Annotated in this window: 9 protein-coding genes; 4 read left to right on the top strand and 5 right to left on the bottom strand. The window is 71.4% G+C overall.

Annotated elements, in window-relative coordinates; all coding sequences use genetic code 11:
* Nucleotides 1–10 precede the first annotated feature (10 nt).
* The 4 genes from ACG83_RS05015 to ACG83_RS05000 all read right to left on the bottom strand — a co-directional run bounded on the left by ACG83_RS05015 (nt 11) and on the right by ACG83_RS05000 (nt 3,956).
* Nucleotides 11–1,651, bottom strand: a complete 1,641-nt coding sequence (locus tag ACG83_RS05015) for a CdaR family transcriptional regulator (protein WP_054564920.1) — start codon at nt 1,649–1,651, stop codon at nt 11–13.
* Nucleotides 1,652–1,672: 21 nt separating this feature from the next.
* Entirely contained in the window at nt 1,673–2,203 is a 531-nt protein-coding gene (locus tag ACG83_RS05010) for a lytic transglycosylase domain-containing protein (RefSeq protein WP_054564919.1), read from the bottom strand.
* A 177-nt stretch (nt 2,204–2,380) separates the two neighbouring features.
* On the bottom strand, nt 2,381–3,136 hold the full coding sequence (locus ACG83_RS05005) for a tyrosine-protein phosphatase (protein ID WP_054564918.1): 756 nt from the start codon (nt 3,134–3,136) through the stop codon (nt 2,381–2,383).
* Between the two features lie 79 nt (nt 3,137–3,215).
* A complete protein-coding gene (locus ACG83_RS05000) occupies nt 3,216–3,956 on the bottom strand; it encodes a NeuD/PglB/VioB family sugar acetyltransferase (protein ID WP_006542270.1) in 741 nt (246 codons plus the stop codon).
* Nucleotides 3,957–4,235: 279 nt separating this feature from the next.
* On the opposite strand from ACG83_RS05000, the gene ACG83_RS04995 reads away from it, so the two are divergent.
* Nucleotides 4,236–5,207 (top strand): NAD-dependent epimerase/dehydratase family protein, encoded by a 972-nt coding sequence (locus ACG83_RS04995; protein WP_054564917.1) that lies wholly within the window; start codon nt 4,236–4,238, stop codon nt 5,205–5,207.
* A 5-nt stretch (nt 5,208–5,212) separates the two neighbouring features.
* On the opposite strand, the gene ACG83_RS04990 is transcribed toward ACG83_RS04995, so the two are convergent.
* A complete protein-coding gene (locus ACG83_RS04990) occupies nt 5,213–7,282 on the bottom strand; it encodes a nucleoside-diphosphate sugar epimerase/dehydratase (protein ID WP_054564916.1) in 2,070 nt (689 codons plus the stop codon).
* Between the two features lie 115 nt (nt 7,283–7,397).
* Between ACG83_RS04990 and ACG83_RS04985 the strand changes: the two genes are divergently transcribed.
* From ACG83_RS04985 to ACG83_RS04975, 3 genes are all read left to right on the top strand, one after another.
* Nucleotides 7,398–9,233, top strand: a complete 1,836-nt coding sequence (locus tag ACG83_RS04985; protein WP_054564915.1) for a polysaccharide biosynthesis tyrosine autokinase — start codon at nt 7,398–7,400, stop codon at nt 9,231–9,233.
* Between the two features lie 224 nt (nt 9,234–9,457).
* Entirely contained in the window at nt 9,458–11,197 is a 1,740-nt protein-coding gene (locus tag ACG83_RS04980) for a DUF4012 domain-containing protein (protein ID WP_235497656.1), read from the top strand.
* A 98-nt stretch (nt 11,198–11,295) separates the two neighbouring features.
* Entirely contained in the window at nt 11,296–12,558 is a 1,263-nt protein-coding gene (locus ACG83_RS04975) for a hypothetical protein (protein ID WP_054564914.1), read from the top strand.
* The last annotated feature ends 103 nt before the right edge of the window (nt 12,559–12,661 follow it).

The raw sequence follows: 12,661 nt of genomic DNA, 5'->3' as shown, positions 1-12,661 counted from the left end.
GGTGGGGCGGTCACGGACGGGGTCGTGGTCCGGGGCGATCTGTAGGTTGCGCACCGTCGAGACGGCCGAGAACAAGGGCGATGTGCAGGACGAATCGCTCCCGGTGATCGGCCGGGTCGAGCCCGCAGAGATCCGCGGCCTTGCGTAGTCGGTAACGCACCGTGTTGGGGTGAAGGTAGAGGGCCCGCGCGGTCGCCTCCAGCGACGCGCCGTAGTCGAGGTATGCGCCGGCGGTCTCCAACAGCGGGCTGCCGGCGTTTTGTAGCGGCAGATACACCTTTCGGATGAGGCTCTGGCGCGCCTCCGGATCGCCGGCCAGGGCCAGCTCGGGCAGCAACGCGCTCGCCGAGACCGGGCGCGGCGCGGCGGGCCAGGCGCCGACGACATCCGCGGCGGCGAGCGCCGCGCGGGCGCAGTCCGGGGCTCCGGTGAGATCCGCGGCGATCGGCCCGACCACCACCGGGCCGGGGCCGCACGACGGCAGCAGGGCCCGGCCGGCGTCGAGCGCGGTCTCGGTGCCGCCGTGGCCGGCGCCACCACCCGAGGCGCCCGAGGTGCCCGCGCCGCCGGCTGCGCCGTCCGCCGGGCCGGCTCCCGAACCGCCCGCCGCCGCGGAGGCGGCGTGGGAATCTCCGCCGGCGGGGCCGAAGGCCCCGCCGACCACCATCACGAGCCGGTTGTGGTGCACACCGGCGAGCACTTCGAGCCCGGCGGCCCGTGCTCGCCGGTGGACCTCGTCCACCGCGGCCTCCGGGGACGTCGGCGGTGCCGGACCGACCACGACGGTGACCGCCGGCGGGTTGCGCCAGCCGACCGCCGCGGCCCGGGACGGCAGGCTGCGGTCGACATCGCCGCGCACGACCTGGTCGACGACCAGGGCCTCGAGCCGTGCGTCCCAGGCCCCGCGTTCCTCGGCGGCCCGCGCGTAGACCACCGCGCCGGCGAAGGCGATGTCCCTGGAGTAGCGCAGGACGTCCGCGAGCAGGTACTGCTCGTGCTCCGGCCCGGCGAGGGCCGGTACCTCCACCTCGATCGCCTCGACGGCGACCCGCACCAGGTCCACGAGGCGGCGGAAGGTGACCGCGCGGACCAGCTCGCGGGGCGCCACCCGGAAGACGTCGCCGGACAGTTCCCGGGCATGCTCGGGGCGCCGGCACCAGGCCACGAAGGAGGAGATCCCGGCCTGCACGACCAGCTGGATGTCAGCGCGGTGGCGCGCGGACATCCCCGGATACCAGGGAAGCACCTCGGTCATCCGGGCCGCGGCCCGGGCCGCGAGATGCCCGCTGGCCCGCTCGACCCGGCGGATCACCTCGTCGGTCGTCCCACGGGTGTGCGCCGGCCCGCCGCGGGCGGCGGCCGCCCGCCGCCCGCCGCCCGCCGCGCTGCTGCCGTCACCGCCGTCGGCGTCGCTGTCGGGATGCCAGGCCGGTGTGGTCACGTGACCAGGGCCCGCGGTGGACGACACCGGTGTGGACGAGGAGAAGGACGCGGAAGTCGCGGGGGAGAGCGACGGCGGCAGCAGCGGCGGCTCCGCCAGCGGTTCGTCGGCCCGCACACCTGCGGCCGGGTCGAGGTCGAGTGCGGCGGCCGGGTCGAGCCTGCCGCGCGGGGACGCCTCGCCTACCTCGCCTGCCTTGTCGACCGCCACGACATCCAGGATGACATGACGTCAGAGCTGGTCGGAGTAAGTGGCTGCCCAGTCATGCACCCGTGCGACGTACGCCCGGGTCTCGTCGAAGTCCGGGATGCCCCCAGCGGTGCGGACGGCGACCGGGCCGGCGTTGTAGGCGGCGAGGATCAGCGAGATGCGGTCGCCGGGAAGATCTGCCAGGGACTTGGCGAGGTGGGCCTCGTAGTTCGCGGCGGACGGGATCGCGTCCCGTGGTTCCAGCGGATCGGCCAGCCCGTCGCCGCTGCCGTCGACGCCGAACTGCGCCCAGGTCGTGGGCAGGAACTGCATCATTCCGCGGGCGCCGGCGTGCGACACGGCCCGCGGGTCGAAGCTGCTCTCCACCCTGGCCTGGGCGGCGAGCTGGGCAGCCGTCAGCACTCCGTAGGTGGCGGCGGCGGCCTGGAAAACCGGAACGAGGTCGGCGGGCACGTCCTCGAAGGACCGGTCGAAGATGTGGCTGCAGCCCGAGAGCAGTGAGATCACGATGACGGTGATCAGAACCGCGGGGGCAGGTGCGCGCCGGATCATGCCCCTCATTGTCGGTTCCGCCTCGGCGATGTGTCCGCGTGGTCGGGAACTTTCGGGTTACAACCGTGGCACGGCAGCAGGCGGCTCGACACACGTCTGCCCGGCGCACGTCTGCCCTGCGCGCATCGCGCCGGCACCTGTCGCCCCGGCCGGCGTCGACGCGGCGGTGCGACACCCTCACTCGACAAGACGGGTCCGCAGCGAGTGCAGGTCGGCCTCGGTGACCCCGGCGTGCAGCGCCCATGCCGTCGGCCCGCCCCAGATCCGGTCGACGGCGTCGAGGAAGCCGCGCATCACCTCCGGCCGGCAGCTCAGACTGTCCGCCGTGATCGCGTTGTCGGGCCGGCGGTAGGAGGGGCGCCGCGCCAGCCGCGCGTCGACCAGCGCGATCCGTTCGTTGGTCAGCGTGTAGTCGCTGATGATCGATTCCCGGTCGACCCCGACGATGTCGAGCACGAGCGCGGCCAGCACGCCCGTGCGGTCCTTGCCCGCCGCGCAGTGGAACAGCGCCGGCCCGGTCGTCGGCTGGGCGAGCAGGCGGACGGCGCGTGCCGCGGCGTCCCCGGCCAGCCGCAGGTAGCCCAGGTAGCGCTCGACCCGCGCGGCCGAGTCGAGATCCACGACGATGGCCGCGTGCCGCGGGTCGCCCGGCATCACCCACTGGCCCGGCAGGAACGAAAGGTGGTGGTAGGCGACGCTCTCGAACTCCAACGGCCCGCGCCCCTCGTGCGCCACCTCCTCCTCGGCCCGCAGGTCGAGAACGGTGCGCAGGCCGAAGGTCTGGCGCAGCCGCACCACATCCGCCGGGGTGAGCTCCTGCAGCGTGTCGCTGCGCAGGAGCACACCGTGGCGGGTCAGCCTGCCACTGGATGTCGGCATCCCGCCGAGGTCACGGGTGTTGTCGGCGCCTGCGAGATCGAACCACCGATGCACCCGTTGATCATAGAGCCATTCTCGTCGCCGTTCTGGGCTCGTGGCAGGCCTGACCCTGGCCCGTGAGAGGTAACAGGCTCTACAGGTCGGCCCGTGGGGTGCCCGGCTCGGGTTCGGGCTTCCGCGGCGAGACGATCGGGGGGCGCGCTTCGGAGACGCGGCCGTCCGACGCGTCGATGGGGCGCGCCGGGACGCCGGCCACGACGAGCCCCGGCCGTACGTCCTCGGTGACGACGGCGCCCGCGCCGACGACCGCACCGGCGCCGATCCGGGTGCCGCGCACGACACTCGCCTGCATGCCGACCCACGCTTCGGGGGCCACCTCGACCGCGCCACCGAGACGGGCGCCCGAGGCGACGGTCGTGTAGTCGCCGAGGCGGCAGTCGTGGGCCACCCCGGCGCCGATGTCGACGACCACGTGCCGGCCGGTCTCGATGTTGGTCGTGAGGCTGGCGAGTGCGCAGACGATGGTTCCGGGCCCGAGCTTGACGTCGCCGCCGAGGTAGGCACGGGGGTGCACGAGGGTCGCCGGGCGGCGGCCACAGGCGCTCGCGTAGCGGTCGATGCGTGCGCGCGACGCACCGGCGGCGACTCCGATCAGGTAGTCGGCCTCCAGCCCGGTCAGCAGGTCGAGCCCGCCGAGCACCGCGGTTCCGCGCCGCGCGAGTGGGTCGGGGTCGACCTCGCCGTCGTCGAGAAACCCCAGGAAGCGGTAGACATCCTCGGCGGCGGCGGCGTTGATCGCCTCGACGAGGTCCAGGAGCTCGCGGCCGTGACCGCCGGCTCCCACGATGACGAGCTGGCGTCGGTCGTCGGACACGGGGCGACCGTAGAGCGATGACCGCTCTCATTCAATCGGACACTCTGAGTAGTCAAAGTGCGAGTGAAGATGCCGTTCGTGCACATCGGGTGGACGTGTCGGGCCGGTCGGGATGCGCTTCTCGGGAATGGTGCCGCCGCGCTACTACTATGAGTGTTCGGTCGACTTCTTATGGTGTCCAGATATGCGCGGGGCTGGTTGACCTCAGGGCCCATGCGCTTCGCAGGGAGTGATCCGGACGATGCAGGTGGGACTCGTGGAACCGGTGGGGCGGGCTCGGTGAGGGTCGTGGTGACCGGCGGTGCCGGCTTCATCGGCGCCCACCTGACCAGGGCGCTGCTCGCCCGCGGCTGCGAGGTGGTCGTCGTCGACGACCTGAGCACCGGTGCCCGGTCGAACCTGACCGGGCTGTCGGTGAAGCTCGTCCTGGGCAGCGTCACCGACCGGGAGCTCATGGAGGAGGCCTGCACCGGGGCCGCCAGCATCGTGCACCTGGCGGAGCGGCCGTCCGTCGAGAGATCGCTGCTCGACCCGCTGGCGACCCACCATGTCAACGCGACGGGCACGCTCACCGTGCTCGACGTCGCGCAGCGCAGCGAGACGCACGCCGTGATCGTGTCCTCGTCGGCGGTCTACGGCGACCGTGACGGCCGCCCCTGTGCCGAGTCCGATCCGCCCTGGCCGTGCAGCCCGTACGCGGCCAGCAAGCTGGCCGCCGAGGCCTACGCGCTCGGCCACCAGGCGAGTTTCGGGCTCCCCGTGCTGGTCGTGCGGCTGTTCAACGTCTACGGCCCGAACCAGTCGGCCCGGGCGGCGCATGCCGCCGTGATTCCGTCGTTCATCGACGCGGCGCTGCGCGGCCGTCCGCTGAACGTGCACGGCGACGGACGTCAGACCAGGGACTTCACCTATGTGGGCGCGGTCGCCGAGCTGCTCGCGGAGGCGGCCTGGCGCCGGATGACCCACCCCGGGCCGGTCAACCTCGCCTTCGGGAGCAGGACGGACCTGCTGTCGCTGGTCGGCCACCTGGAGGTGGTCCTCGGACGCCGGCTGGAGGTCGCCCACAGTGCTCCCCGCACCGGGGACATCCGCCACTCGCGCGCCAACACGGACGTCATGCGGTCGCTTTTCGGTGCTGTCGAGGGCCAGGACCTGCGTGCGAGCCTTGCCGCGACGGCCCACTGGCACCGGGCCCGCCTGCATGAGAGCGCGGCCGGCACGACCCGCGCTGTCGGTGGCCCGCGCCGCTGATCGATCTACCGCGCCGGGCTCCCGTCTCCCGCTCCCGCCGGCTCGGGAGCAGCCGTCCGTTCGGGGGTGGCCGGCCGCCGGGGCGCCGGGATGCCGAGCCCGTGCTCCGCGACGTGTGGTTCGCGGACGTGTGGTTCGGAGATGTGTGGTTCGGAACTGTGCGGGTTGGCGGCGAGCGTGTCCGCGGCGAGCTGGTCGGCGGAGTGGTGGCTGGCGGTGTGGTGTCTGGTGGCGAGCTCGGCGAGGGTGGCGCGCAGCGCGTCCGGTTCGGTGTACGGGTCGACGGACCAGGCGTTCGCCGGGTCCAGCGGTGGCACCGGGACCTGCGAGATCAGCGGGTGACGCGGTCGGGTGTCGAGCTCGTCGGCGCCGAGCAGATCCTCGTGCAGCTTCTCGCCCGCGCCGAGGCCGGTGTACACGATGCCGACCGGCTTGGGTGCCCGCAGCGCGAGGCGGCGGGCGACGTCCGCGATGCGGACCGGTTCCCCCATGTCGAGGACGAGTGCCTCGCCGGGCGAGCCCAGCGCCGCGGCCTGCAGGACCAGCTGGACGGCTTCCTGGATGGTCATGAAGTACCGGGTGACCTCCGGGTCGGTGACGGTCAGCGGCCCGCCGGCGGCGAGCTGGCCCGCGAACACCGTCAGAACCGATCCGTTGCTGCCGAGCACGTTGCCGAAGCGGACGCTGACCAGCACACCGGTGGCCCGTGCGGCGATGTGCGCGGTCAGCCGCTCGGTGATCCGTTTCGAGTAGCCGAGCACGCTTCCCGGGTTCGCGGCCTTGTCGGTCGAGATGTTGACGAGCCGCAGCACCCCGCTGGCCGCCGCGGCCTCCAGAACGTTCAGCGTTCCCCAGAGGTTCGTCTTGACGGATTCTCCGGGAAAGCGCTCCAGCAGGGGCAGATGCTTGAGGGCCGCCGCGTGGAAGACGACCTCCGGCCGACGCCGCTCGAACAGGCTGGTGATCAGATCGGCGTCCCGGATGTCGGCGAGAACAGTGGAGTCGTCGTCGAGCATCGCCCGGCCGTGCAGGGAGAGCTGGACCGCGCGCAGCGCCGACTCGTCACGGTCCAACATGATCAGCTCTGCCGGGTCGAACGCATGGATCTGTCGGCACAGCTCGGAACCGATCGATCCGCCCGCGCCGGTCACAAGGACCCGCCGGCCGGTCAGGTACGCCCTGGCGGCCGTCATGTCGGTCTGGACCTGGCGGCGCCCGAGCAGGTCGGCGAGGTCCAGGTCACGGATGTCGCCGACACCGACGGTGCCGTCGATCAGGTCGACGACCCGGGGGAGAACCTTCACGGCGAGCCCGGCCGACTCGGCGAGCGTGCTGATCTCCCGCAGCAGGGCGGCGTCGGCGCTCGGGATCGCCACGAGCAGCGTGCGGGCGGCCGTGGCCGCGGCGACGGCGGGGATGGCCTCCCTCCCACCGCGGACCCGGACCCCGGAGAGCTGCAGGTTCCAGGTGCTGGGGTCGTCGTCGAGCAGCGCCACCGGCAGGTAGGGGCTGTCGGGCGTGCGCAGCATGGCGGCGATCACCAGGTGACCGCCGTCGCCGACGCCGAAGACGATCACCGGCTCGGCGGCCTCCGGTGACGGCCGGCGCAGCCGCTCCTCGATCCGCCGCCACAGATAGCGGATGCCGAACATCAGCACCAGGGTCACCGCGCCGCCCAGCGGCGGGACGCTCAGTGGAATCGCGCGTGGTGAACCGAATGCGAGAACCACGACGAGTACTCCGGCCACGGTGAGTGCAACCGCGATCACAATGCCCAGAATCTCGTCGAACCCGCCGAACCGGTACCGGCCGAGGTAAAGGTGCAGTGCGGTGCCCAGGAAGTGCAGCAGACACACCGCGAGAAAGAGAATGACCCAGAAGTCGGGGTCCGCGAGTGCGGCCGGATCCAGGTCGAGCCGTCCGACCTGTGCCGCGATGAGGCCGAATGCCAGCGAGCAGACGTCCAGGGCGATCTGCAGGCCGACACGTTGACGGAGATTGAGCCGCGACACGCGCTGTGCCAGGCCTGTCGTCCACAGACCGTGACGCGGCCCGTCTACTGTACGTCTCCACATGAGTCCACAGAGTAACTGTCGCTGTGGGTAAATGACCGGCTACCAATTGGTAAGTTGCGTTTGCTGAGTGTCACGGTGAGTGTTCGGGTGAGCTTCCCGGGAAGGCGGTCGACGAGTGGAACTGCGCGAATATGTGCACGTCCTGCGTCGAAGTTGGTTGCTTGTGCTGGCGTGTGTGCTGCTGGGCGGTCTGCTCGCGGCGACGGCCAGCTGGCGTCAGACGAAGATGTACGCGGCCTCGGTGACGATGGTGGTCTCCTCCTCCGACGAGGCCGTGAACGCAGCCAGCGCGTACCAGGGCGGGCTACTCTCGCAGCAACGGGTCAAGTCGTACGCCAACCTCGTCGCCAGTGAGCGGGTCGCGAGTGATGTGATCGCCCGGCTCCACCTGGCGGAAAGCCCCGCTGATCTGCGTGCGCGGATCGAGGCACAGGCCGTGCCGGACACCGTCCTGCTGCGGGCGGTCGTGCGTGACGCCGACCCCCAGCGAGCGAAGTTGATCGCGGACAGTGTCGGCGAGGCCTTCTCCGCCGCGGTCGAGCGGATCGAACGGCCGTCCGAGGACGAGCCGCCGTCGGTGCATGTGCGGGTGTGGGAACGAGCCAAGGCGCCGACCGCACCGATCTCTCCGCAGCCCGTCCGCAACGTGGTCATCGGCCTGCTCCTGGGCGTGATCGTCGGGATTGCCGCCGGCATCGGCCGGCACCGTCTCGACACCAGCATCGGCGGGGACTCCGACGCGAGCGTGATCACGGGCGCCGCGACCCTCGGCATGATCGGCTACGACTCGGATGCCAGCCGCCACCCGTTGATCGTCCACCTCAGTCCTCACTCGCGGCGCGCGGAGGCTTTCCGCCAGCTCCGCACCAACCTGCAGTTCGTCAACATCGACACCGGCCCGCGGTCGATCCTGGTGACCAGCTCGGTCGCGCAGGAGGGCAAGAGCACGACCGTCTGCAACCTCGCGATCGCCCTCGCCCAGGGTGGGGCGCGCGTGTGCCTGGTCGAAGGCGACCTGCGGCGACCGTCCTTCGGTGAGTACCTGGGAATCGAGTCCGCGGCGGGGCTGACGTCGGTGCTGATCGGCGCCGCGGAGCTGGACGACGTGCTCCAGCCCTGGGGCGAGGGCCGGGTTGGTGACGGACGGGTCGAGATTCTGCCCAGCGGCCCCGTCCCGCCGAACCCGAGTGAGCTGCTCGGCTCGCGCAACATGGCCGAGCTGCTCGAGGTTCTCGACAGCCGGTTCGACATCGTCCTGATCGACACGCCGCCCCTGCTGCCGGTGACGGATGCAGCCGTTCTGGCCACCCGGGTGGATGGTGCGCTGCTCGTCGCCCGTACGGGCCGGACGCGCCGCGAGCAGCTCCGCCGGGCGGTCGGGGCGCTGCGGGCGGTGGACGCGAACCTGCTCGGCACCGTGCTCACGATGATGCCGACAAAGGGCGCGAACTCTCATTACTACGGCAGCTACGAAACCTACGCCCCGCATCCTCGGCACCTGCGTTCCCGCGGGGAGGCAGGCTTCCCGAACGAGTCGTCGCCCGCCATCCCGGCCCAGGGCCGGGCCCGGGCCACCTCCGCGGCGGGCACGTCGTCGTCCGATGGCAGGCCGACCGACGGCAGGCCGGTCGATGGCAGGCCGGCCGACACCCGGGTGGCCGACGGCCGCGCCGCCAAGCCGACGGCGGCTGCGCGCAAGGCGGCGACCAGGGCCGCGGTCGAGGCTGACAGCCGGCTCGGCGGCCGTAAAGGCTCCCGATCAAAGCCGCGTTCGGCCCCGCAGCCGTCCACGCAGCCAGCGACGTCGTCGTCGGCGGCGGAGGGGACGGATCAGGTGAGCGCCGAGGATTCCCCGGCGGTCGAGATCGCCGCGCAACGGCAGCCGGATGAACCCACGGCGCCGCTGGCCTACGGCACGGCCGACTATCCGGACCACCCGGCGGGCCGGTGACGGAGCGGCCGACGGGGGGAGCGGAGCAGCCGTCCGCGCCGTCGGCACCGCCGGCGGCGCGGACCGCGCCGCCGGTGCGGGAGACGGCAAGGCCAGTGGGCGAGCCGGTGGGAGGGGACGGCCCCGGACGCCCGAGAGGCGGCCGGGGCCGACTGCAACACCCGCGGCGACGGTTCATCCTGGCCGCCGCCTTGCTTGCCGTGGTGGTGTCTGCCGGTGCCTGGGTGGGTGTGCGAGGGCTGCTCGCCCGGTCGCAGTTGGAAGCCGCCCGGGCCCAGATCACCGGGCTGCAGTCCGCGCTTTCGGGCGGCGCTGTCCCCGGGGCGGCGGACCTGCGCCGGACAATGGACGAGATCGTCGCGCGGACGAGCTCGGCCCGGTCGCTGACGTCCGACCCGCTGTGGTCGCTGGCCGGGCATCTCCCGTTCGCGGGCTGCCCGCTGCGTTCCAGCGCAGCGCTCGCCGCCGCGCTGGACGGGGTGGCGACGAACGCGCTGGGGCCGGTCGTCGAGCTGGGAAACCGGTTGGACCCCAGCACCCTGCGGTCGGATACGGCGATCAACGTGACGGCGCTGGCCTCGGCCCGGGTTCCCGCCGAGCGGGCGCGAGTGGCGGTCACCTCGTTCGAGAACGCGGTGCGGCGGGTGTCGCCCTGCGACGGCCTCGGTGATCAGCTGGGCGTCGACGCGGCCCGGAGCGAGGCGGCCGCGACCGGCGAGAAGCTGCACGGCGTCCTGGACACCCTGGTGCTCGCCACCCGGCTGGGCCCGGACCTGCTCGGCGCCAGCGGGCAGCGCCGCTACCTGCTGGTTGTGCAGAACCCGGCGGAGTCACGTGCGAACGGCGGCATCATCGGCGGGTTCGGCGTGCTGACGGCCACCCGTGGCCGGCTCGAGCTCGACGACATCTCCGGTAACGGGAACCTGCCGGGCGGTCCGACACAACAGCTCCCGGCCATGAAACTGCCCGCGGAGTTCGCGACCCGCTACGGCCAGTTCTGGCCGGCCCGGGTGTGGGCGAACGCGAACCTGACGCCGGACTATCCGACGGCGGGGCGGCTCTACTCCGCGCTCTACCGCGCCGGCACCGGTGCGACGGTGGACGGGACGATCAGCCTCGATCCGACGACCCTGGCCTACCTGCTGGCTGTGACCGGCCCGGCGGTCCTGCCGGACGGCCGAACGGTGCCGGCGGATCAGCTGGTCGAACTGGTCGAGTCCCGGGTCTATGCGCAGATCGACGATCTCGACCGGCGTGACGAGTTCTTCGCCTCGGTCGGGGAAGCCGTCTATCAGGCCGTGATTACCGGTGGGGGTTCGGCGGGCGACACCGCGAAACTCCTCCGGGCGTTGGCGCGCGCTGCCGGCGAAGGGCGCCTGCTGGTGTCAAGTAACCACGCCGAGGAGGAGGCGACGCTTTCGACGACCGCACTCGGCGGGGCGCTGCTGGATGTTCCCGGGCCTTTCCTGGGAGTGGTGACCCAGAACGCGTCGGCGAGCAAGCTCGACTTCTGGCTACGGCGCAGTACCGAGTACCGCATCGACCGCCGTCCGGACGGAACCGGACTTGCGACGATCACTGTCTCGCTGACGAACGCCGCCCCGGAGGGTCTCAGCGATTACGTCCGCAACCGCGGAGACGTCGACATCCCCGGCTGGCGTAATGAAGGGGCGCAGAACAACATCTGGATCTCTCTCTATACCGGGCGCGGGAGCGTGCTCGTCGATGCCAGCGTCGACGGGAAGCCGATCTCGCTGGCGGTGGGGGAGGAGAAGGGACGCCCGGTCCTGTCGAGCTATCTGACGGTTGACCGGGAGCAGACTCGGACGCTGCGGGTCCGGGTACTGGAGCCTTCGGCCGGACCCGTACTGACTCTCCGCAGTCAGCCTCTGACGTTTCCTGAGCGCCTCGTGGTAGAGGGGCTTCCTGTGGAGCGACCGTGGTCACGGAGAGTTATTGGATGACGGCTGCGGGTCGTAGACACGGAGAGTAACTCTCTGTAGTCTCCCTGTAGTCAATCATCCGACTGCTTGAACTGATCACCCGCAGGGAGAGTATCTGAATGAAGTTCCGAACTCTCGGCGTCGCGCTGGTAGCGGGCGGCGGGCTGGCGCTCGCTGCGCTGCCGGCTTCTCCGGCGACGGCATTCGATGACAAGGACACGCCCTACCCACCTGTCTCCTGTGCCGGAGGCAGCGGGGAAGGTCATGTCACCAAATCCCTTCTCCTGTTGGGTGAGCACACGACCTTCAGTGGATGTGGATTCCGGCCGAACACATCAGTCGACATTCAGATCGACGGAATCAGCACCATCTCGGCCTTCGTCAATGGCTCCGGGCGCTTTAGCCAGCAGATCACACCCGGCACCGTGGGCACCCACATTCTCACTGGCGTGGGCGTGGCGGGCGGGCCCACGACGGCGTTCGGCGCAGACGACGAGGAGTTCTCCGACTCGGCCGGCGGCGACACGTTCACTGACCCGGCCGGCGACGAGTTCGACGACGGCTTCGGTGACGGGTTCGACGACGAGGGGACGCCGCCGGCGGACGATCTGCCCGTCGACGGCGCATCGTTCGGCGGTCCGGACGCCGGTGGCCCGGTGGTCGACGTTCCGCCGACCACCAGCGACGTCCAGCCACCCGCCGCGGTGGACAGCCCGGCCGAGGACTCGCCGGGTGGGCTCGCGTCCGTCGTCCATCCGTGGAAGAAGACCCGGGTCGTCACCGCCAAGGTCACCGTCATCGGTCTCGGCCAGGGTGGGATCGACCCGATCGTGGCGGCTGATCTGATCAGCGACTGGGTCCGCTGGGGCCTGGACCGGAACGACAAGGACCGGTTCCGGGACGGGAACGGTTCCTGCTTCGGTGACGGGTTCGACAAGGACCGCAACAAGGACTTCGACAAGGACCGCAACAAGGACTTCGACGACAAGAACATCCGCAACGACAAGGACTTCAACGACAAGGACCGCGTGCACCGTGACGGCCTTGCCGCCCCGGTGGTGACTCCGCTGGCCGATGGTGACAAGGACGACCGCTTCAACGACAAGGACGACCGCTTCAACGACAAGGATGGTCTGTTCAACGACAAGGACCGGCGCCGGGACGGTGACTGCATCATCGCTGGTGGAGTCGTCGGCGTGGGCGTCGGTGGAGCCGGGGTCGGTGCGGCCGGTGCCGGTGCTGGTGCTGGCGCTGGCGCGCTGCCCTTCACCGGTGTCGAGACCGGCGCGATGATGTCGATCGCGATCGCGCTGCTCGGTGGCGGTGTCCTCCTCCGGGTTGCCGCCCGGCGGCGTCGGCTGGCCGGCCGGGTGCAGGGCTGACCTGGACGGACAACCAGCGGGGGACAGAGACCACATCCCCAGGGTGGAATAATGATCCAACCCGGCGACTGAGGACGATCGTCCGCAGCCGTGGCGCGGACAC

Source organism: Frankia sp. R43 (assembly GCF_001306465.1).
Lineage (GTDB): Bacteria > Actinomycetota > Actinomycetes > Frankiales > Frankiaceae > Parafrankia > Parafrankia irregularis.
This window is presented reverse-complemented; position numbering and strand designations above follow the sequence as displayed.